19 protein-coding genes are annotated in these 20,173 nt (G+C 47.0%); 13 read left to right on the top strand and 6 right to left on the bottom strand.

The features are described from left to right. Window positions 1–63: 63 nt before the first annotated feature. Both SDE_RS19575 and SDE_RS19570 read left to right on the top strand, forming a co-directional pair. A complete protein-coding gene (locus SDE_RS19575; RefSeq protein ID WP_011470217.1) occupies window positions 64–546 on the top strand; it encodes a DUF4265 domain-containing protein in 483 nt (160 codons plus the stop codon). 19 nt (window positions 547–565) lie between these two features. Next, window positions 566–1,543 (top strand): prolyl oligopeptidase family serine peptidase, encoded by a 978-nt coding sequence (locus SDE_RS19570; RefSeq protein ID WP_011470216.1) that lies wholly within the window; start codon window positions 566–568, stop codon window positions 1,541–1,543. Here SDE_RS19570 and SDE_RS19565 read toward each other — a convergent pair. Then, window positions 1,540–2,454, bottom strand: a complete 915-nt coding sequence (locus SDE_RS19565) for a LysR family transcriptional regulator (protein ID WP_011470215.1) — start codon at window positions 2,452–2,454, stop codon at window positions 1,540–1,542. The genes SDE_RS19570 and SDE_RS19565 overlap by 4 nt on opposite strands. A 112-nt stretch (window positions 2,455–2,566) precedes the next feature. On the opposite strand from SDE_RS19565, the gene SDE_RS19560 reads away from it, so the two are divergent. From SDE_RS19560 to SDE_RS19540, 5 genes are all read left to right on the top strand, one after another. Beyond that, window positions 2,567–3,196, top strand: a complete 630-nt coding sequence (locus SDE_RS19560) for an FMN-dependent NADH-azoreductase (RefSeq protein ID WP_011470214.1) — start codon at window positions 2,567–2,569, stop codon at window positions 3,194–3,196. Continuing rightward, the gene (locus tag SDE_RS19555; RefSeq protein ID WP_011470213.1) at window positions 3,193–4,062 is read left to right on the top strand and encodes a pirin family protein; all 870 of its coding nucleotides are present in this window, start codon (window positions 3,193–3,195) and stop codon (window positions 4,060–4,062) included. The genes SDE_RS19560 and SDE_RS19555 overlap by 4 nt, the downstream gene beginning before the upstream one ends. A gap of 115 nt (window positions 4,063–4,177) precedes the next feature. After that, on the top strand, window positions 4,178–5,032 hold the full coding sequence (locus tag SDE_RS19550) for a hypothetical protein (RefSeq protein ID WP_041324931.1): 855 nt from the start codon (window positions 4,178–4,180) through the stop codon (window positions 5,030–5,032). A 4-nt stretch (window positions 5,033–5,036) separates the two neighbouring features. Continuing rightward, the gene (locus tag SDE_RS19545) at window positions 5,037–5,864 is read left to right on the top strand and encodes a glycosyltransferase family 2 protein (RefSeq protein WP_011470211.1); all 828 of its coding nucleotides are present in this window, start codon (window positions 5,037–5,039) and stop codon (window positions 5,862–5,864) included. 34 nt (window positions 5,865–5,898) lie between these two features. Then, complete coding sequence (locus SDE_RS19540) at window positions 5,899–6,948, top strand: glycosyltransferase family 4 protein (protein WP_011470210.1); 1,050 nt, start codon at window positions 5,899–5,901, stop codon at window positions 6,946–6,948. Window positions 6,949–6,962: 14 nt separating this feature from the next. Here the strand turns inward: SDE_RS19540 and SDE_RS19535 are convergent, their stop codons facing one another. From SDE_RS19535 to SDE_RS19525, 3 genes are all read right to left on the bottom strand, one after another. Then, a complete protein-coding gene (locus SDE_RS19535; RefSeq protein ID WP_011470209.1) occupies window positions 6,963–7,514 on the bottom strand; it encodes a hypothetical protein in 552 nt (183 codons plus the stop codon). Continuing rightward, window positions 7,508–8,941, bottom strand: coding sequence for a capsule assembly Wzi family protein (locus tag SDE_RS19530; RefSeq protein WP_226986451.1), 1,434 nt, complete (start codon window positions 8,939–8,941; stop codon window positions 7,508–7,510). The genes SDE_RS19535 and SDE_RS19530 overlap by 7 nt, the downstream gene beginning before the upstream one ends. A gap of 235 nt (window positions 8,942–9,176) precedes the next feature. Continuing rightward, window positions 9,177–9,842: a nitroreductase gene (locus SDE_RS19525; protein WP_011470207.1), complete on the bottom strand. Its 666-nt coding sequence runs from the start codon at window positions 9,840–9,842 to the stop codon at window positions 9,177–9,179. A gap of 140 nt (window positions 9,843–9,982) precedes the next feature. On the opposite strand from SDE_RS19525, the gene SDE_RS19520 reads away from it, so the two are divergent. Genes SDE_RS19520 through SDE_RS19510 form a run of 3 tightly spaced genes read left to right on the top strand, consistent with a single transcriptional unit; the run spans window position 9,983 to window position 12,215 of the window. Next, complete coding sequence (locus tag SDE_RS19520) at window positions 9,983–10,765, top strand: ATP-binding cassette domain-containing protein (RefSeq protein ID WP_083763081.1); 783 nt, start codon at window positions 9,983–9,985, stop codon at window positions 10,763–10,765. A gap of 22 nt (window positions 10,766–10,787) precedes the next feature. Then, window positions 10,788–11,966: an ABC transporter permease gene (locus tag SDE_RS19515; protein ID WP_011470205.1), complete on the top strand. Its 1,179-nt coding sequence runs from the start codon at window positions 10,788–10,790 to the stop codon at window positions 11,964–11,966. A 60-nt stretch (window positions 11,967–12,026) separates the two neighbouring features. Then, window positions 12,027–12,215: a hypothetical protein gene (locus tag SDE_RS19510; RefSeq protein WP_011470204.1), complete on the top strand. Its 189-nt coding sequence runs from the start codon at window positions 12,027–12,029 to the stop codon at window positions 12,213–12,215. Between the two features lie 66 nt (window positions 12,216–12,281). Here the strand turns inward: SDE_RS19510 and SDE_RS19505 are convergent, their stop codons facing one another. Beyond that, window positions 12,282–13,031, bottom strand: coding sequence for a LytR/AlgR family response regulator transcription factor (locus SDE_RS19505; RefSeq protein ID WP_011470203.1), 750 nt, complete (start codon window positions 13,029–13,031; stop codon window positions 12,282–12,284). Continuing rightward, window positions 13,028–15,142, bottom strand: coding sequence for a sensor histidine kinase (locus SDE_RS21640; protein WP_158303898.1), 2,115 nt, complete (start codon window positions 15,140–15,142; stop codon window positions 13,028–13,030). The genes SDE_RS19505 and SDE_RS21640 overlap by 4 nt, the downstream gene beginning before the upstream one ends. A 473-nt stretch (window positions 15,143–15,615) precedes the next feature. Here SDE_RS21640 and SDE_RS19495 point away from each other — a divergent pair, with 473 nt between their 5' ends. The 3 genes from SDE_RS19495 (at window position 15,616) to SDE_RS19485 (ending at window position 20,018) form a co-directional block, all read left to right on the top strand. Further along, the gene (locus SDE_RS19495; protein ID WP_011470201.1) at window positions 15,616–17,046 is read left to right on the top strand and encodes a Do family serine endopeptidase; all 1,431 of its coding nucleotides are present in this window, start codon (window positions 15,616–15,618) and stop codon (window positions 17,044–17,046) included. Between the two features lie 121 nt (window positions 17,047–17,167). Continuing rightward, window positions 17,168–17,569 (top strand): hypothetical protein, encoded by a 402-nt coding sequence (locus tag SDE_RS19490; RefSeq protein ID WP_011470200.1) that lies wholly within the window; start codon window positions 17,168–17,170, stop codon window positions 17,567–17,569. Window positions 17,570–17,681: 112 nt separating this feature from the next. Then, complete coding sequence (locus SDE_RS19485) at window positions 17,682–20,018, top strand: TonB-dependent receptor (protein WP_011470199.1); 2,337 nt, start codon at window positions 17,682–17,684, stop codon at window positions 20,016–20,018. Window positions 20,019–20,173 lie beyond the last annotated feature (155 nt).

Below are 20,173 nucleotides of genomic sequence, written 5' to 3'. Positions count from 1 at the left end.
CGGTGGTTGGCACCTAGCCAACCGCTCTAACCCTACAAATTAACAGATAACATTGTAACTAACATGAATGAATTAAAAGAAGTCGAAGTTTTTGCTGGCCTGCGTCCAGATGGTGAACCCGTAGCAGAAAAAATGCAGGTTAAAGTGCTGGGCGATGGCGAATACGAGCTTGTTCGCTCACCGTGCTTTGTAAAAGGCTTGGCTTCCGGCGACGCAATAAAGTTTGACGAGGCTGATAACAGTTTCGAAATAACCAAACATTCGGGCAACCTGTGTATTCGTGTTATTGCTCGCGAATCGCTAAGCTTATTGGCGCAGGATTTAACTCCACTAATCGAACAATTGGGTGGTTCGCTAGATTTCGAAACACCGCGCATGTTGGTGTTTTCTATTCATGTAAGCTGTGGCTTTAAAGAAATAGAAGCTATTTTGAACGACCATATAGACGAAGCCAGTGGCTCTATTTGGTTTTATGGCAATGTTTACGACCCACAGGATGGTGTAACCCCGCTAAATTGGTGGTTGCCCATCCTACAAGAAAAATAAAACCTACAGGGGCAGGCTTATGTTAAACACGTGGTTGCAACAAGCCGTATGGCACAAACTTCTCGCTGCGGCATGTGTGTTTGCCGCGTTAATTGGTTGCAAGAGTATGTCGGTTATGAACACCTCACAATCTGCTCCATCGACGGAGCAACTATTGCGCATTCCCTATACCAGCTCGCTCGATAATACGCAGCGCGAGTATTTGGTTTACCTGCCACAGGGCTACGCCGATAACCCCGATAAAGATTGGCCGGTTATGTTGTTTTTGCATGGCAATGGCGAGCGTGGCGATGGGGTAAGCGAGTTAGATTTTGTAATGGCCCATGGGCCATTGTATGAAGCGTGGATTCAAAAGCAGCCTTTGCCGTTTATTATTATTTCGCCCCAGTTACACATGTTTGATTTGCGCGAAAACGGCCCAGATTATATAAAACGCCGCACCTTAGCCAGTTTGCCTAAGCGCTTGGAAACCGGAGTGCCCGAACGCGGCCCGATGTTTGCGCGCGGCGGCCCTATGGATGGCGTACCGCAGGCGGACATGAGCAAAGTTGATATTACCCTGCCCATAGGCTGGAACTACGTGGAGCAAGACTTACTCGCTATGCTCACCCACGCGCACGCAAATTATCGCACCGATGCCAGTCGCGTTTACCTTACGGGGTTAAGCTACGGCGGCTTTGGTACTTGGTATATGGCCAGCAAGCACCCGCAGTTGTTCGCCGCTATTGCGCCTGTTGTAGGCTGGGGTCACCCAGATTTAATGGCACCCATTGCCGAGCACAAAATACCGGTATGGCAATTTGCAGCTGGGCGCGATTACTCGGTGCGTACCCAATACTTTTATGCGGGCTTAAACAAGCTAGAAGAATTGGGCCACGACAATGTGCGCTTTACCAACCACGAAGATATGGCCCACGATGCGTGGCGCCGAGTGTATCGCAGCAAAGACTTCTACGACTGGCTGCTAGAGCACAAACTAGTAGAGCAAGCCCGCTAAGTTACGCATTTAGGTTGCGGTTTGCCGTAGCGCTCAACTAATTGTTGAGCAATAGCTTGGGTGGCGGGGCCTGCGTTTTGGCGTTCTGTCTTGATTAAATAGAGTGATATAAATCGCTCCATTTTTTCGGCAAGCGCCACCTCAATTAAACTGCCCGCTTCTAGCTCTTGCAGTATTTTCTCTTTTGGCAAAAAGGCGAATCCCAAGCCGTTTTTTACCGCCTCAATGCTGGTTGCAGCATGGGTGACTGTCCACCGCTGCTCGGCGCGCAACCAACCGCTGCTCTGTTCGCGTTTGGTGCCCGTATCGCGCAGCACAATTTGCCGGTGGCGACCTAGCTCTTGTTCGGTAATGGGGCCGCTTTGCTGCATAAGTTGCACCAATGGGTGTTGCTGGCCCACCACCGGAATCATTGATACTTCGCCCAAGCGCGTGCCGCTAAACCCCGGTGGAATGGTGCCGGTAAGCACTAAATCTGCTTTGCGGCCAAGTAATGCTTCTTCTGTACCCGATAGGGTGGTTTCCAATATGCGTAACCGTGTTTGCGGGCTGCTTACCGAGAAATGCTGCAAGGCGCAAAACACCGCGCCCATACTAAACAGGGCATCCACGGCAATGGTTACCTCAGATTCCCAGCCGCTGGCTAAGTATTTAGCGGTGTTTTCAATGGTGGCCGCTTGCGCGAGTAGGTCGGTGGCGTGGCGATACAATTGCTTACCCGCTTCGGTAAGCACCGCTTTGCGCCCCTGCTGGGTAAGCACGGGTGTAGGTAGCTGCTCTTCGAGCTTGGCTATGGCATAGCTCACCGCCGACTGGCTTTTGTTAAGCGCCTCTGCAGCTTTGGCAAAGCTGCCTTCGTCTACTACGGCCTTAAAGGCCGCCCATTGTTCCAAGCTTATTTTAGGTATCATAAATAGATTTATTGATTAAATAATTTGATCATTTAGATCGAATATAGCGTACATTTAATCAGAATATAAGATTTAAACTGGCTTCAATGATTAACAACACGAGGCCATAGCCATGACAACCGAATCACAATCAGCAGTAAAAACCATCCTTCATGTAGAATCTAGCCTGTTCGGCGAGGGCGGTGTTTCCAGCCAGCTCTCTACAGAGCTAGTGACAAAGTTGCAAAACAAATACGCAGACGTAAATGCCAAGGTAAATACAAACGTAAAGATTGTTAAGCGCAATTTAGCCGCCGAGCCCATTCCCCATTTAGACCTAGCCACTATTACCGCAATTGGTGAAGGCAAGCCAGTAATAGGCGATACGCTTATTCAAGAGCTAAAAGATGCCGACATAGTGGTGTTGGGGGTGCCAATGTACAACTTTGGCGTACCTTCGGGGCTTAAAGCGTGGTTTGACCATATAGCCCGTGCTGGCAGCACATTTAAATACACCGAAACGGGGCCTGTGGGCCTGTTAGAAAACAAAAAAGTGTATGTCGTTACTTCACGCGGTGGCTACCACAAAGACGCTGCCAGCGATGTAGAAGTGCCATTCCTAAAAACATTTTTAGGCTTTTTAGGGTTAAACGACGTAGAGTTTATTTACGCCGAAGGGTTAAATCTTTCTGGCAAACGTGAGCAGGGCTTGGCCGACGCAAGTGCAAAAATAGCGGCGTTGGTGGGCGAGGAGGCAGCATGAGCAACCGCACCGTAGTAGAACAACTTCAAGGGCGCGCCACATCCGATGGCGATGGCGTAAAGCTATTGCGCGTGTTTGGCGGCCCGCGACCAGAGCGCTTTGACCCTTTTTTAATGCTTGACGAGTTCGGCTCGGAAGAAGCCTCCGACTATATTGGCGGCTTCCCACCCCACCCGCATAGGGGCTTCGAGACAGTTACTTATATGTTGCAGGGTAAAATGGAGCACCGCGACCACATGAAAAACGTGGGGTTGCTGGCCGATGGTGACGTGCAGTGGATGACCGCCGCCAAAGGCATAATTCACTCTGAAATGCCTAGGCAAACCGAAGGTAAAATGCGCGGGTTTCAATTGTGGGTAAATTTGCCCAGCAAAGCCAAAATGGGCCCAGCCCATTACGATGATATTGCTGCAGATCGTATCCCTGTGTACGAGCTTAATGGAGCAACAGTCAAAGCCATTGCTGGTGCGACAGAAGTAACAGATAACGCCGCCAAAACCCATGCTATAAAAGGTGTAACCCAAGTGGTAGACACCGAGGTGCTATACCTAGATGTGCATTTGACTGAGGGCGCCAGCGTAAATATATCGCTGGCCGATAGTCACAACACATTGGTATACACCTACGATGGCACAGCGGCAATTGGCCCACAAAATACACCGGCCCCAGCCCAAACCGTAAGCCGCCTAAGCGAAGCCGGCAGCTTGCAACTAAGTAACAGTGCCGCAGAAGTGACGCGGGTGCTTGTAATAGCCGGCAAACCCCTGCGCGAACCGATAGTGCAATACGGCCCGTTTGTAATGAACACGCAGGAGGAGATCAATCAAGCGATTGCGGATTATCAGGCGGGGGTGTTGACGGACTAGAGCTAAGATCACGTTATTTAGAGCTTCCTTACCAGTTTGCGCGGCGTTTTTTCGTTAATTTTCCGCAAGCCTGTTAGAATGCGCTTCCAGAAAATTTATCAATTTAGGCGTGTACGTGAAGCTAAAAGAATTGCCGCTATCGTTAAAAACGGCCTGGCGCCTGCGCAGGACCCCCATCGAAAAACTAGGGGTCGACGCATCGCCTGCGCCAAGTGGTTTAGTTATATCGCTAACTTCAATTGAAAGCCGTCTCGCCCGTTTAGACCTCACTATTCGAAGCCTTTTGGCGCAGGATATGGCTGCAACAAAAGTGATGCTTTGGTTGCACCATAGCTTGAAAGCAAAGTTACCGGCAAAGCTGCTGGCATTGGTGGGTCAAAGGTTTGAGATTCATTATTCAAATGAAACCTGCTCCCATCGCAAATTGGTAGAAACACTCCGTTTGAATTTTGAGCAAACTGTCGTCACGTGCGATGATGATGTTATGTACCCTACCGACTGGTTGCGCCGCTTAGTGGATGCGCACATAGCCTTCCCTAATTGTATTGTTGCCCATGAGTGTCGCGAAATAAATTACGATGAACAGGGTAAACTACAGCCTTATTCGCAGTGGAATAGCGCGACACCTAACTCCAGCAAGGCTAATACTCTAGCTATCGGCTACGGCGGTGTGCTTTACCCGCCAAAGGCGTTGCCTGTTCAAGTATTAGACAAGGCGGAATACGATAGGTTGGCACCCAGAGCAGATGACTTGTGGTTTAAGGCGATGAGTTTGTTGAACGGTACTCAAGTTCGCCGCACAGAAAACTGCCGGCCTAAGCCTGTGCCTGTTATTGCTTCGCAAGGCGTATCGTTAAAAAAGCACAACGTGCGCGAAGACGGTAATGTTATTCAGTGGCAAGCGCTAGATAAACACTTTAATTTAAAAGCCAAAATAGTTGGCGGTAATAACGGCGATCGAGTTAAGTAAAACTATGGCTACCGAAGCAAAAATAAGTGTAATTTTTTCTACCTACAATTCTCCCAAATGGTTGGAAAAAGTATTGTGGGGGTTTGATTGCCAAACCGATGATAACTTTGAAATTGTGGTTGCGGATGATGGTTCGAAAGAGGATACGCAACGTGTGATAGAGAAATTTGCCGCTCAAAGTAGCGTGCCTGTTAAACATGTTTGGCAGGAAGACGACGGTTTTCAAAAATGTAAAATTTTGAACAAAGCCATTGTCGAAGCCGAAGGTGAGTATTTAGTGTTTACTGATGGCGACTGTGTGCCACGCAACGATTTTATTGCTGTGCACCGTCAGCAGGCTGAAGCAGGCCGGTTTTTATCTGGCGGATATTTAAAACTAAATATGCCGGTAAGCCAAAAAATTACCCGAGAAGATATTAAATATGGCCGCTGTTTTGTGCCTGCCTGGTTGCGTGATAACGGTATGCCATCCACCAAGGGGTTTATGAAATTAAATGCGGGGCGTTTGGCGGGCTTGTTAAATAAAATCACACCAACTAAGCCAACGTGGAATGGGCACAATGCTTCGTGTTTTAAAAGCGATGCGCTGCGTATTAATGGCTATGACGAGCGTTTGCGTTACGGTGGATTAGATCGGGAGTTTGGCGAACGATTAGAAAATGCAGGTATTGCAGGTAAGCAAATTCGTTATAGCGCTGTGGTTGTGCACTTAGATCACGCACGCGGCTACGAGAGTAAAGAAACCTGGCAAAACAATCGCGATATTCGCCAAGCGGTTAAAGACGGTAAATTAGTAGAAACGCAATTCGGCATAAAGCAACACCGCCTTTAATAGATGTTTGGTAAATATAAAGCAGCAAATCACAGTGGATAAAGAACTAATAGCATTACTTGTTGGCAACTCCAACTCGCGCTTTTCTGGCGTGACGTCTACTATGCTGCAAACTCTGCCTTATCAGCAAGAATTAATGCCCCTGCGTGTGCTGGGGGCACATCACCTGCCCGATACATCCATTGCCATTTCGTTTAAACAGGCGCGCAAGCTATTAAAGCAAAGCACTGGCCCTGTGGTTTTTCACGCTCGTCGCAACGATGAAATGATACAGGCGCTTATTTTAAAGCATGTATTTGGCGCGAATTTAAAAATTGTTTTTACGTCTACTGCGCAGCGTTATCACAGTGGCTTAACGCGTTGGCTTATTAACCGTATGGATGGTGTTATTTCTACTTGCCAAGCGGCAGCGAGCTATATGGTGCGCAAGCCCGATGTGATTATTCCCCACGGTATTCACAGCGACAAATACGTACGCGCCACCAATCGACAAGCAATATTGGCAAAATGGCAAATAGTTACCCCCCACGTTTTGGGTATATTTGGCAGGGTGCGCGCGCAAAAAGGGGTGCATTTGTTTGTGCGCGGTTGTATAGCGCAATTAAAAAACAATCCTAATTTTACCGCATTGGTGGTGGGTGCTATTAAGCCCGAAGATAAGCCGTTTGCCGATAGTTTGCAGCGCGAAATAGATGCCGCTGGCTTAACGCAGCGGATTCGTATTTTAGGCGAGCAACCATTTGCGGCTTTGCCGGAACTGTTTTCGGTGATGGATTTAGTGTGTGCACTGAGTAATAACGAGGGCTTTGGTTTAACCGTACTTGAAGCCATGAGTAGTGGTGCCGCAGTATTGGCAACCGAAGCTGGGGCTTGGCCCGAGGTAGTGCGTCAAGGGGTAGATGGGCTGGTGGTGCCGGTAGAAAACCAGCAGGCGGTAAATGGTGCGTTAGCACAACTGCTGGCTAACCCTGGCAAGCTTGCTGAAATGGGAATAAATGGCAGGGCGCGCATTGAAGCGCACTACCAAGTGCAAACTGAAGCGAAAGCGCTGTGTGATTTTTTTAAGCGAGTCGCTAGCAGCTAGCTATTAAGCAATGGCTAGCGCGTAAAATTCCAGCGCAAGCTAAGTGCGATGCTGGTAAAGTCTAAAAACATATCTGTGCGATCGCCGCTTGGGTCGCTTGCTAATTTGCGATCGCGGGCTAGGCCGCTGCCGTAGCGAGCTTCCACAACTAGGTCTAGTTTATCGATAATATTTAAGTAGCTGGCATTTACCCCTGTGTAGTAGCCGTTTTGGGGTAGGCCTGTATCCAGTGTGGCTGCGCCAAAAAAAGCGCCAATGCGCATTGCTTCGTTTAGTTCGTATTCGTAATCTAGAGCGCGCAGGGCGAGCATTTTTTGCCCCATTATGCGGTCTATATCTACGCCAAATCCAAACCAATGTTTGTTACTGTCTCCGTAATTATTTTTTACGCTGGCACCAAGGTGTAGGCCTGTGCCGCTTTCAGCTTCATCGGGTAAGCTGTTGTCTTCTTCTAGCTGTTGCACGCTATAACTTTGCAGGCCAGCAGCTAAATTAAATTCGTAAGCGTTGGCGCCGCAGGCGAGCAGTGTTGCGAATATAAAAAATATGTTTTTACTGATTACCATCTAATAAACCCCGATAAATAGGAATAGCTTTCGCCCAATACATTTTCGCCATTAATTGCGCTAGCGCCCACAATTGTTGGCCCCCAAGCGCGGGCATATTGTAGGCTTAACTCTTGGCCGTTAACGCCCCCACCTGCAATACTGTTGTCGCTTTGCACTGTGCGCAAGGTTGCAGTAAGTGACGAGCCTGCGTAGTTATCCCAAATAATTTTTAGCGTTTGCGCATTGCCGCCGCTGTTATCAAGCGCTTTGCGCATATTGGTTTGCCAGTGGCCAATCATGCTGCCATCGTTTTGCATACCGTCACCAAAGTTGCTGTTTACATACCAACCGTTTTGCCATTCGGCGTGCTCGTAGGTGACGTCGAAGTGGTAAGGCAAAACAGGTAAGTGCAAACCGTACATCATGGCGCTGTTGCCAAAATGAATATCTGATGCGGCGGAAGTATCCTCCCCTGCGTATTCCATATATACCGAAAATGGAAAACCTTCGCTAAAGGTGTAGCGGGTGGTAATGGATGATTGCTGGTTGCCAAAGTCGCGACCTTCCATGCCAATGTTATCTGCCGCTTTGGCGTTGTAGAGCGCATCGAAAACCGATTTAGGGTCTTGGTCGCGGTCGGCGCCGCCAAACTGAAGCAGCCTGTTAAAGCCAATGGCAAAACCTTCAAGGGGCTCAAAGCTTAGGTGAGTGACCAGTAGTTTAGGGTAGCCGGTTAGGTCTTGGCTGGGGTCGGCTTGGCTTTCTATTTTGTCCGATTTCGACATTCTAGAAAGCGATACTTCGTAGCGAATACCAAAATCGGTGAATGGCTGGCTATTAGACAGGGTGATGCCGGGCATGGCGGCGGCATTGGTAGTCACTAGCATATCGCTGTCTTGAAATGGGCCGCTCCATTGGGTGCGATAGCCAATATCGGCTTGCAGCGCATCCCAACCCAGCGAGATAAAGGAGCCTTCCAAGCTTACATCATTGCCCTCCACAGTGCCCTCGCGCACTATGGCACCGGCATTAATGGCCATAAAGTCATTTACCGCCCAATACCCGTTTAGCGAGCCGTAAAACTTACTGTTAGTGCCTTGGCCGCGGCGGTTGTTAAGGGTGTGATCGCTACTGGAACCCTTGCCAGCTTCGGCAGACATATGGGTTAAGCCTACGGTTTTGTTGTAGCGCGCAATGTACTGGCGAATACCTTGGCTAAGTGCCGGGTCTTTATCGCCTACTTTTTCTAGTGCGCGAATCACGTCGTTAATTGCTATGGGGCGTTTAATGGTTGGCATATTGGCCAGTACAAATAGGCGCTCAACTCGCGCTTCTGCCTCGGGCGCTAATTGCGTGGGCAAGTAGAAGGTACCGGCTATTGCAGTAGAGGATATGCCGCTACAAAGGGCTGCGGCTATGCAGCTGCGTAATATTGTTGGTCGCATAGTGTCGATTGGGCTGATCCATTGTAAATACATGTGCAAGGTGCGGGGGAGAGGGGCGCGAAAAGTGTGCTCTGCGCATTGTATTTGTATTTTACCCTGTGGCATCCCGCCAAGGCGGCAACGATACCACAATCATCTTAAAAGGGCGCGTGAAGAGGGTGGGATAATTGTAAAAAGCTGTAGGGATTAAATAGGCAGTGGCGCTTTTCAAACGCCACTAGGTACAGTACAAGCCTTAATCAAAAAAGCGTGTAAAACTAGCTACTTCTTCTCTTGGTGTGCGGTAGCTGTTAATAAGGGCGCTTTTATCTTCGTAGCCCAGTGCCATGCCGCAAACCACAATGTAGTTATCGTCGTAGCCTAGGGTTTGTTTCACTATGTCGGGGTATTCTGCCAGCGCTGCTTGCGGGCAGGTTGCCAAGCCCTCTTCAACTGCTGCCAGCATAATGGATTGGATAAACATGCCGTAATCCATGAATGAGCCGGTTTCCATAATTTTATCCATTAAAAAGTACATTACAACGGGGGCACCAAAGGAATGGTAGTTTGCTTCCCACTGTTCAGCTCTGCGAGTGGTGTCTTCCTTTTTTATGCCCAAGGTACTGTAGAGTTGTAGCCCGCAAGCTACTCGGCGCGGCTTGAAAGGTGCCTTCCATTCGGTAGGGTAGTAATTATAGGCCATGTGGCCCTTACCCCCTGCACGGAACGTTGCCACCATTTTATTGGCAATGTCATCGCGGGTTTTGCCTGTTGTTACGGCCACCTCCCAGGGTTGGGTGTTGGTGCCTGAAGGCGCACAACGGGCGGCGTTTAATATACGAGTAATTACTTCCTGTGGCACGGGCTTGTCTAAATAGGCACGCACAGATTTGCGCTGTTGTAACGCTTCGCTCACTTTCATATTGCTACCTTTTTACCTTTAAGCTGACTCGAAATAATTGCATGTCGCTAGTCTAGGTTCTAGTTCTACCACTTATACCGGCATTTTACCATTTAGCATAAAACACCCCATTTTGACGAAGTTGAAGGCACTATAGCACTATGGAAATCGGACAGTGTTTAGGGGATTTGGGCATGTTAACGGCGAATAATATTCACAAGGCTTACAGGTTAAATAAAAAAGAGCAAAAATTGCAGCACGCCAAACATATTCAGGTGCTAAAGGGCGTAAGTTTTAACTGTAAGCCCGGTACCGTAACGGGTTTGCTGGGTGTGAATGGGGCAGGCAAAACCACCACCCTGCGTACGCTGACTGGTGCCATAAGCGCCGACAAAGGCAATGTGACTCTGGATGGCTTAGATGTGCATACCAATAAGCAAGCCGCGCTTGGCTTGGGGTTTCATTCGGCGAGCACAGCGCTATATAAACGTTTGAGTGTATTGGCGAATCTTGAATTTTTTGGCGGCCTATATGGTTTAAAAGGAGCCAACTTAACTGCCCGTGTGAATGAACTGGCCGACCGATTGGGGTTCGCTCACTACCTTGAAAAGCGTGTAAAAGATCTTTCTACCGGCATGTTGCAAAAGGCTGCAATAGCGCGGGCCATTCTACACGACCCCCAAATTATTATTCTAGACGAGCCCACCACGGGGCTAGATGTGATGGCTTCTGCGAATATTATTGACTTTATTCGGCAGCAAAAAGAGTTGGGCAAAACAATCCTATTCTCTACCCATAATATGCATGAAGTGGAATCGCTGTGTGACAGTATTGTTGTGTTACATAAAGGTGTTGTGCACTTCGATGGCACGTTAGAGGATTTTTGCGGCGGGAAAGATTTAGCGCGCACTATTACTCATGTGCTTAGTGATAAGCCCGTTTAAACGCGCGAGCAAGGAGCGAATTATGTGGCATTTAATTTTACGAGATTTAAAAGATTTAATTGGCGATTTAAAGTACCTATTTATCACCCTGGGTGTTCCTTTAATTGCGACCCCGTTACTTATCTTTTTAATTGTGGGTATGTCGAGCGCTAAATCGCAACAAGAGGCAGAGCGACATTACCGCTTCGCCATAAATTCGACACAAATACTGCCCCAATTTTACACTGCCCTGAAAATGGAAAAGCAGTTTAATGAACAGGTAATCGATAAAGAAATAGAAGCTACGCAGGCATTGGAACGCGAATTGGTGGATGCGTATATTCACGTTGAAAATGATGGCGATAAAATTCTGCTAACAATCTATCATCGCGAAACAAATCAATACAGTGAACTTATTAATAAGCTTAAAGCTATCGCAGAAAATGCAAACAATGCATTGCGCTCCGAAAAATTCGATATGCTGGGTATTGATAAAGTACAGCAAGGCAATTTGCTAGAGCCAGTTGTGGTATCAGATAAGTTAGTTAAAGAAGAAAAAGAAGTGGTCGGCCAGTACCTTGGTATGGCGTTCAACTTTATTATCGTAATCTGGGTATTCACCGCAATGATGACGGTTGCGGCAGAACTAATAACCAGCGAAAAAGAAAATAAAACGTTAGAAACGCTGCTTATAAGCCCGGTATCGCGTTCCAAAGTGTGTTTATCTAAATGGTTAAGTGTAACTGCCGTGGGTATGTTCTCTAGCTTAGCTACCTTGCTTACGTATTCTCTATCGCTGGCTATTGCGAGTGCGGTGTCCGATATAGCGTTTATAGAGAAAATACTTTCGTTTATTTCATTTTTCGAGGTTTTGCTGTTGTGGGTACTGTTAATACCTCTATGCTTATCCATTGCCGCTGGCCTTACTGTTATTGGTATAAATGCATCTACTCTTAAAGAATATCAGGGGTCGGCATCATTCTTGATGATACTCGTTATGGTTCCAGCCATGCTAGTGCTTAACGGGGTGTTAGAGTGGAATAGCAGCACACAGTGGATGCCAGTAATAAACCTTATTGTTGCCAATATAGAGGTGATTAAAGGTACGCTTACTTTATCTGCTGTAGCGCCGTTGGTTATTAGTAACGCTGCATTAATCGCAGCGTTAATGGTGGTGGCAAATAAGTTGTTTAACACAGAGAAAGTATTGTTTTCAAATTAGATTACTGCTTAGCAGTAAATAGCTATGCAACATAAAACCACGTATTTGGAGCGCTATAAAATGACTAAAGAAGAGAAAGACTTAATTAAAATGCCAGGCATAGGTGTAGCATTTAGTATTGTGTTGTTCACTACCCTTGGTATGGGTAGTGATTCCATGTGGAAATATCTAGTGGTGGGTGCCTTTATGGGGATGTGTATTGAGCTGTTGCGCCTATGGTTTATAAGTGAGGATGCCGATGAAGATTAATGCACATCGGTACTCCTAGCTTTAATACACAGCAAGCTAACCTAAGCTCAATAGGCACCGTAACTTTTATAAGCTAAGTATTTCTTTTAAACGTGTAGCGTGCCTGCGCGATACCGCAATTTGTTCACCGTTTTTCAAAGTGAGCTGGTAGCCGCCGTTTACCCAGGGTTGAATGTCGGTAACAAATTCTAGGTTTACAATATGCTGGCGGCTGGCGCGAAAGAACGTTAAATCTGGTAGTCGCTCTTCTATTTTAGATAAAGCTCTATAAACAAAAGCTTTTTTACTATCAAAATACACTTGCGTGTAGTTGCCGCAGCTTTCGAAGCGAATAATTTTTGCCAATTCTACTAAGTGGCATTGGTCGCCATCTTTAATAAATATACGGCTTTTCTCTTCCAGCTGCGCAGTGGTATCTACCGGTGTATCTGTATAGTTTGGCTCTGCTTCACGGTCGGCTTGCTGGGTTGGTTCGCGCTGTAATTTATCTAGGGCTTTTTGTAAGCGCTCTGCCGAAATAGGTTTAAGCAAATAATCTACTGTATCGTAATCGAAAGATTTAATTGCGTAGTCGGCATATGCAGTTACAAAAATAATTCTGGGGCTATAATCTAGCGCCTCGAGTACCTGAAAGCCGTCTTTGCCTGGCATGTTTATATCCATAAACACCAGTTGCGGGCGCAATTTATTTATTTGCTCTATGGCTTCGTCTGCGCGGCCGCTGTCACCCACTAAATTTAATTCTGTGTGCTCAGCCAGTAAATCGGTAAGTTCCTTTCTAGCCAAGCGGCTATCTTCTACTACATAGGCTTTCATTGTTCACCTCTAAGCGCGCTGCTAGGTGGGTTAGTATGGAGATTGGTTTCATAAGGTATAGTTAGTGTGGCCACTACCCATTGTTCACTTGGGTTATCTGCACGCGGTTGCATGGTTAAGCTAAAGTGGCCGCGATTGCCATAAAGTAAATTTATGCGCGCTTGAATATTACTAACGCCAATACCAAACCCTTCGCGTGAATGGTGCTGCTCTATTACACCGCTGTTGGCGACAAAACATGTTAATTGATTGCCCTGCTGGCTAATGTTTAAGTGCAGGTCGCCGCCATCTGGCAGGTGGCTAATGCCGTGTTTAATGGCGTTTTCTACCAGCATTTGCAACACCATGGGTGGAATAAATGCGGGCATGGCATTGGGGTGGATGGTTTCGCTGTAGCGTAAGCGCTCTTCGTGTTGTATTTGTGCCAAGGCGATGTAGTTATTTACTAGTACTATCTCGTCGCTTACGCGGGTTTTAAGTTTACTTTTCTTGTACACAGAAGAGCGCAATATATCGGATAGGGTAACCAGTGCAGCGCGCGCTTTTTCGCCGTCTTCTTTTACCAGCGCGCGAATATTGTTAATGGCATTAAAAATAAAGTGTGGATCGAGTTGACCAGAAAGCGTATTTAATTGGGCTTCTTTTAAATCGGCTTCCATTTGAATGGCTTGCACATCTGCTTGTTTTTTATTTCGGTAGGTAACACTAATAGAGTAAAACAAACACCATAAAAAATAAGCGCCAATATAAAACGCCCAATTACCAAGAAATAGAAATTCCTCGCGGGCTATTTTTTCATAGGCTAAGTACTGCACATCATCGAACATGGCAAATACATACAGCCAGGATAAAGTATTTAAAATACATGCCGAAGCGAGGCCCACAGCAATACAAATTAATAGTATTTTAAAAACAAAAATAATAGGGTTGGTATCTAAAAAGCTGTAACTTTTTAGCATTTGGCGCATATAGGGGCTGTATAAAATGCCCGCAATAACTGTGGATATAGTAACAAATATATTCAGGCCAATATTAAGTTGTGCCAGTTCCCATACTTGGATAACAGAAAAATAAAAGGCAAGAATAGACCAGCCAGAAAGGTTGTAGAGCCAAAAGCTAGGTGCGCTGCTTTTAATAAATTGCTGCCAGTTAAGTAAGCGTGAAGCGGGGCTAAGCGAGGGTGCTTTATTAAAGTAATGGGCGATAAAAATAACAAGCGCAGCAAGACCTACCATATTTAACTGCTGGTTTAGCCAGCCTAGATGGTAGCTCGCATGGCGATTAACCCGCTCAAAAGCTCCTGCGGTGGCGGTGCTTGCATCAACCAATGCCGTATTCATTGCTTGCGCATCAATCAAAAGATGTGGCTGCAATATATTTACTATTATTGCGTTAGTTGCGTTTTGCACTCCGCTCATAATTATGGCTATTGCCGGCACAAGGCCAATTAACAATGGCAGTTGCGCCAATAATCTACTGTTACCTATGCTGCTATCAAAGCGAATTAATAAACAACACTGCAAAAAGAAAAAGACAACGGGAATAAAAACTAGGGCAGCTATAGTCACAGAAGGCATAGCCATAGGTATTTCTGACCAACAGCGTGCGCCGTAAGCTATAAACGCAGTTAGCGGTAGTGCCGTACATAACACGCTAAGGCGTGTAGCGCGATTACTAATATCGAATTCTGGCGAAGGTTGGTTGGTTAAACCGTTGCGGTCTGCTGCAACGGCGCAATACAGTGCCGCCCAGCTAAAAAACATATAAAAATGGTTGCTCCAACTACCGATAAATGTGCGCATAGCCTCTTCGCGCCATTGGGGCGCACGGGCATCCCCAAAAGCCGTTAGCACATCGCCAAAAGCCTGCCATTGCCACACTACCTGCCAAGCAAATGCTAATAACCAGCTGCCAATTAGTAGAGCAGGCAGCAAGGTGAATATGCCGCGTTTATGCCAGCCCAATTGCCAATAGGTTGTTCGAAACACCAAAATAAGTGAGGTGATAAGCACGAACTCTGTAACCAGTAGGCTTAGTGGCAGGCTAAAGTGCTGGTTGTAGTAAAAGTCGAAACAGCGGTTTACCCCTATATACAGGACGAACCCAAGCATATGTACTAGCCAAAAAGTGCTACTGGCTTTTAGGGCGTGCGGAAAATTTATAGACATTGCTGACATAGGGCATTTATACCGCACGATGCAGGCGTGCGCAGTTGTAAGCTAAATGTAATGGGCACTGTATCTTACCTTGTTGGCCAGTCAAGTAAGGGGCTTTATGTGCAGCGGTAGTTAGGCTGGTTTAGCGGGTGTTATAGCGGTTGTGGGGGCTATGATGAGTTGGGAGGGTACTGCAGAGTGCCATAGACAGTTGCAGGAAAAGTGAAGGGGGTTGAACTTGCAGGGTTTAACACTATTTTAAGGTTGATTCGCTGCGCGTATTTGTAAAATGTAAGCGCGCGGAAACTTGCTGCACTAATAGCACTCTATTAACTTTCTAGAACTAAAACGAATGTTAGCACTAAAACGAATATTTGCAGCAAAACGAATAGTAACCTGCAGCCCAAGCGTATCAATAGGAGCCGGCCATGTCACAACTCACACAACATACTCGTACTTGTCGTATACGCAAATGGGGGCGAGCGGCTTATTTGGCGGCTAGGTTGAGTGTGTTGCTGAGCGGATTAGTGGGTGCATTACTGGGCGCAAGTGTACAACTGCACGCCGCACTTCCAGCCAGTGTAAATGGTGAACCCTTGCCATCGCTGGCCCCCATGCTTAAGCAAGTGAACCCTGCTGTAGTAAATATTGCTACCTACTCTACTTTTCGACAGGCCTATAACCCGCTGCTAAACGACCCCTTCTTTCGCCATTTTTTTAACGTACCAGATTCCTATCGCCAGCAACCGCAAACCCAAAAGCGGCAACAAAGTGCGGGGTCTGGGGTAATAGTGGATGCAAAAAAGGGTGTGGTGCTAACCAATTACCACGTAGTGAAAGATGCCGACGAAGTGCAGGTTTCGCTCATCGATGGCCGCGCCCTTATCGCTGAAGTAGTGGGCAGCGACCCCGAATTGGATATAGCCGTGCTTAGGGTAAAAGCCGATGACCTAACCGACGTTAAAATGGTGAATTCAAGCTTGCTAGAGGTGGGCGACTTCGTAGTCGCCATTGGCAACCCGTTCGGGCTTGGGCAAACCGTTACTACGGGCATTGTAAGTGCGCTGGGGCGAACAGGCTTAGGTATAGAAGGCTACGAAAATTTTATTCAAACCGACGCCTCTATTAACCCTGGCAACTCCGGCGGTGCGCTGGTGAATTTACGCGGTGAATTGGTGGGTATTAACACCGCTATTATCGCCCCTGCTGGCGGCAATGTGGGTATTGGTTTTGCCATACCTATTAACATGGCTAAAGCGAGCATGGAGCAAATACTTAAACACGGTAAGGTGCAGCGGGGCCATGTGGCGATAAGCGTGCAAGATATAACCCCAGACTTACGCGAAGCATTTGCCCTTAAAAATGGCCAGCACGGGGTGGTAGTTACCGGGGTTGGCGAAGGTTCCGATGCGCAAAAGGCGGGCTTACAAGCGGGCGATATTATAGTAACCGTAGATGGTGAAAACATTAATTCACGCGGCCAGTTAAGCAGCCATTTAGCGGTTAAGGCGGTGGGCGCAAAGGTAAAAATAGGGGTTATTCGCAAAGGTAAGCGCTTAGACATTAACGTGCCCATTAGCGACCCTCACGCGGCGTTAACCAGCGGTCAACTACATCCGCTTTTGGAGGGGGCACGTTTTGAAAATAACCCAGATGGAGAAGGTGTAATCGTTGCTGCGCTTTCGCCAAAATCTTATGCCGCGTACAGCGGCTTGCGTCCAGGTGATGTAGTGCTTGGCGCTAATGATTATCAAGTTGTTAACTTAGAGTCTTTTCAGCGCGCGTTAAAACGTAACAAAAAACAAGTATTACTGTTAGTTGCACGCGGCAACCGTGCTTTACATATTGTTATTCGGTAGAATGCGCCGCACAACGGCAATGGCTAGTTAATACAAATTCAATGTTATGCGCGCTACACACCGCTGTTTAGGCAGCTTCAATACGCTTATTTCAAGGCGGCGAACCGACCGGGGCAGGGCTATGCCGGCTCGATGGTTTGCTGCGCTTGCTGCTTGTGTATTGGTTGTCGCGCAGGCATTCTCGCTCGGCCACTACACGCAGGCGCATATTTTAGGGCACGGCTCAGAAGCTAATGTGGCAGGCGCATTGCACCATGTCGACCATGCGCTAACAGGCGAAATAGCTACAGCAACCACTAAAGCAGGTGTGAACGAAGTAGATAGCCCCCAAAATAGCCATTTAATAGATTGCGACCTCTGTGGCCATAGCTTAGGTTTAGCTGCAGCGGTTACCTCCACCGATTGGTATCGCAGCTTTGTTGCTGTACCACTTGTTTTAACCTATCAATATCAGCCCGCTTCGGCCCCGCTGCCGTACAGTTTTGCCTCTTCGCGTGCACCGCCCGCTCATTACATCGTTTAACTTTTTATTCTATTTATTTCGATTTAAACGTTATATCGCAAGCATTTGCTAGTGCGTTATTGCTTGTTTGGCAATGACCTAGCCGTGCGTGTGAAAGATTGCGGAGAGCAAAATGAAAACTTTTTTTACTGCACGTATATTGGGTGCGGGTACTTTGGGTGCAGGTGCTTTGGTTGCATGTACATTTACCAGCGCGGTTGCGCAACAAGCCGAATCTTTAGGCGAAATAGAAACGCCTCACATTGATCACTTAGAAGAAGTGCATGTAATTAGTTCGCCGCTTAATCAAACCCAGCAAGACACCGCATTAGCCATAACAATGCTTAAAGATGAAGCCTTACGCAATGCTGCCAGTGGCAGCTTAGGTGAAACGCTAAGTCAGCAAGTGGGTATTCACAGCGCGAGTTTTGGTGCTGGTGTTGGTCAGCCAGTGGTGCGCGGCCAAACTGGTAACCGCGTGGCGGTGTTGCAAAATGGTATAGCAGAGTTGGATGCCGCTACTGCCAGCCCCGACCACGCAAACAGCGTAGAGCCGTTAATCGCCAAGCGGATAGAAGTTATTCGCGGCCCAGCAACCTTACTTTACGGTAACGGCGCCATAGGTGGTGTGGTTAATGTGGTGGATAACCGCATTCCAGAACAAACGCTAGAAAACGCCGTCGCGCTTGAGGCACGCTACAACAGCGTAAACGATTTAAACAGCCAAGTTATTGTTATTGAAAATAACCTAGGCGCGTTGAATTTTCACTTAGATGCTTCGCGTCGCCGTGCGGGCGAACTAACCATACCCGTTGCAGCAGAATCTGAAGCGCTGCACGCATTGCATGAAGATGACGAACACGACGAGCATGAGGAAGAAGAGGGTCTTGAGGAGGGACATGAAGAGGATCACGCCGATGAACACTTAGACTCAAGCAGCGGTGTATTAGCAAATTCAAGTTTAAAAGATTGGAGCGCAAACATCGGTGCTAGTTGGGTGCTGGATGCTGGTTTTGTAGGTTTAAGTTACGGCAAAGTACGCAAGAATTACGGTTTACCCTTGGGCACCCATGTACATGCAGGGCACGACGAGCATGATGAAGAAGAGGGTGTAGAAGAGGGTGTAGAAGAGAGTGCAGAAGAGAGTGCAGAAGAAGAGCACCACGAAGAAGTAGAAAAAGTGCGCATTGCCATGCAAACAGAACGTTGGGAATTTAAAACTCAGTGGGATTTAAGCAATAACCTAATACAGCAATTAGAAGCTAGTGCGAGCTATACCGAATACAAGCATCAAGAGTTGGAATATTTTGTTCATGAAGAACATGAGGACGAGCATGAAGAACATGAGGAAGAACATGTTGAATTAGAAGTTGAAACTGGCACCGAATACCGTCGCAGCGGTAGCCAATTAAAATTAATTGCTCGGCAGCAACCTGCAACACTGCTTAATGGTGAGTTAACCGGCGCTTGGGGTGTGCAACTTGCTAATGCAACCATGCAAGCCGAAGGGGAAGAAGCGTTTATCCCTCACACCAAACTGCGTTCGAATGCAGTATTTGTAGTGCAGCAATTAACGCAAGAAAATTGGATATTCGAAACGGGCTTGCGGGCAGAAAGCCTGCAACTTAAACCCGATGCCTGTGATGAACAAAATAATACGTTTAGCGCAAGCGGCTCGGTTGTACGTAAATTAAATAACAATAGTAATTTAACCGCGGCTTATAGTGTGTCCCAGCGCGCCCCAGCTAGCGAAGAGCGCTATTCAAATATAGATATTACAACTTGCCAATTAAAGGCCGACCCAGAAACGTGGGTAGCACATGGCGCCACCGCGCAATATGAATTAATGGCGACAGGGTTAGAAAACGAAACTGCCCACAATATGGAAATACGCTGGCGCAAACATACAGGCGATATTCGTGCAGAGTTTACGTTATACCGCAGCAACGTAAATAATTATGTTTACTTAGCGCGTACAGGTGAAGAATTTGAAGGCCTACCCATTGCGCAATACGAGCAGGCCGATGCGTATTTCCAAGGTTGGGAAGCAGAAGTAACGTTGCCGCTAGCGGAGTGGCCTGCAAGCCATTGGGATATAACCCTATTTACCGATGGTGTGCAGGCGCGTTTGCAAAGTGGCGACAATCTACCGCGTATTCCGCCACTGCGTATTGGCGGCCAGCTAAATTGGCACAGCGATAATTGGGCGGCGAGATTGCGTGCAACGCATGTGGCGAAGCAAGATAACCTTGCCGCATTCGAAACGCCCAGCCCTAGCTATGTATTAGTGGATGCAAATATGGATTATCACTTTCATATAAATGTTGCTAACAAAGAATATGAAGCCGCCGTATTTTTAAAAGCGAATAACTTACTAAACGAAGAAATACGCCACCATACAAGCTATGTAAAAGACGTAGCACCTGGTGCTGGACGTGGCATATTGATGGGGTTACGAGCGAGTTTTTAATACAGAATTTTAGCGTTTAGTGCACTAAATAAATTGAATGCCAAAATGTTAAGTAATGGTTAAACCTGTGAACCGCTTTTAACAGCGGTGTCATGGATACGGTATAAGCTCTAGTAACTTTAATTTTTCTAAAAACAATAGTTTTGTAAAAAATA

The sequence above is a fragment of the Saccharophagus degradans 2-40 genome (genome assembly GCF_000013665.1).
In the GTDB taxonomy this organism is placed as follows: Bacteria; Pseudomonadota; Gammaproteobacteria; order Pseudomonadales; family Cellvibrionaceae; genus Saccharophagus; species Saccharophagus degradans.
Note: the sequence above shows the minus strand (reverse complement) of the source record. Positions and strands in the feature narration are given on the sequence as shown.

Excerpts from the sequence above, each read along its gene's own strand:
- SDE_RS19575 (WP_011470217.1), top strand. The coding sequence starts at position 64 with ATGAATGAATTAAAAGAAGTCGAAGTTTTTGCTGGCCTGCGTCCAGAT.
- SDE_RS19510 (WP_011470204.1), top strand. The coding sequence starts at position 12,027 with ATGACTAAAGAAGAGAAAGACTTAATTAAAATGCCAGGCATAGGTGTA.
- SDE_RS19570 (WP_011470216.1), top strand. The coding sequence starts at position 566 with ATGTTAAACACGTGGTTGCAACAAGCCGTATGGCACAAACTTCTCGCT.
- SDE_RS19520 (WP_083763081.1), top strand. The coding sequence starts at position 9,983 with ATGGAAATCGGACAGTGTTTAGGGGATTTGGGCATGTTAACGGCGAAT.
- SDE_RS19565 (WP_011470215.1), bottom strand. The coding sequence starts at position 2,454 with ATGATACCTAAAATAAGCTTGGAACAATGGGCGGCCTTTAAGGCCGTA.
- SDE_RS19560 (WP_011470214.1), top strand. The coding sequence starts at position 2,567 with ATGACAACCGAATCACAATCAGCAGTAAAAACCATCCTTCATGTAGAA.
- SDE_RS19490 (WP_011470200.1), top strand. The coding sequence starts at position 17,168 with ATGCCGGCTCGATGGTTTGCTGCGCTTGCTGCTTGTGTATTGGTTGTC.
- SDE_RS19505 (WP_011470203.1), bottom strand. The coding sequence starts at position 13,031 with ATGAAAGCCTATGTAGTAGAAGATAGCCGCTTGGCTAGAAAGGAACTT.
- SDE_RS19515 (WP_011470205.1), top strand. The coding sequence starts at position 10,788 with ATGTGGCATTTAATTTTACGAGATTTAAAAGATTTAATTGGCGATTTA.
- SDE_RS19545 (WP_011470211.1), top strand. The coding sequence starts at position 5,037 with ATGGCTACCGAAGCAAAAATAAGTGTAATTTTTTCTACCTACAATTCT.
- SDE_RS21640 (WP_158303898.1), bottom strand. The coding sequence starts at position 15,142 with ATGCTTGGGTTCGTCCTGTATATAGGGGTAAACCGCTGTTTCGACTTT.
- SDE_RS19555 (WP_011470213.1), top strand. The coding sequence starts at position 3,193 with ATGAGCAACCGCACCGTAGTAGAACAACTTCAAGGGCGCGCCACATCC.
- SDE_RS19535 (WP_011470209.1), bottom strand. The coding sequence starts at position 7,514 with ATGGTAATCAGTAAAAACATATTTTTTATATTCGCAACACTGCTCGCC.
- SDE_RS19530 (WP_226986451.1), bottom strand. The coding sequence starts at position 8,941 with ATGCGACCAACAATATTACGCAGCTGCATAGCCGCAGCCCTTTGTAGC.
- SDE_RS19485 (WP_011470199.1), top strand. The coding sequence starts at position 17,682 with ATGAAAACTTTTTTTACTGCACGTATATTGGGTGCGGGTACTTTGGGT.
- SDE_RS19525 (WP_011470207.1), bottom strand. The coding sequence starts at position 9,842 with ATGAAAGTGAGCGAAGCGTTACAACAGCGCAAATCTGTGCGTGCCTAT.
- SDE_RS19495 (WP_011470201.1), top strand. The coding sequence starts at position 15,616 with ATGTCACAACTCACACAACATACTCGTACTTGTCGTATACGCAAATGG.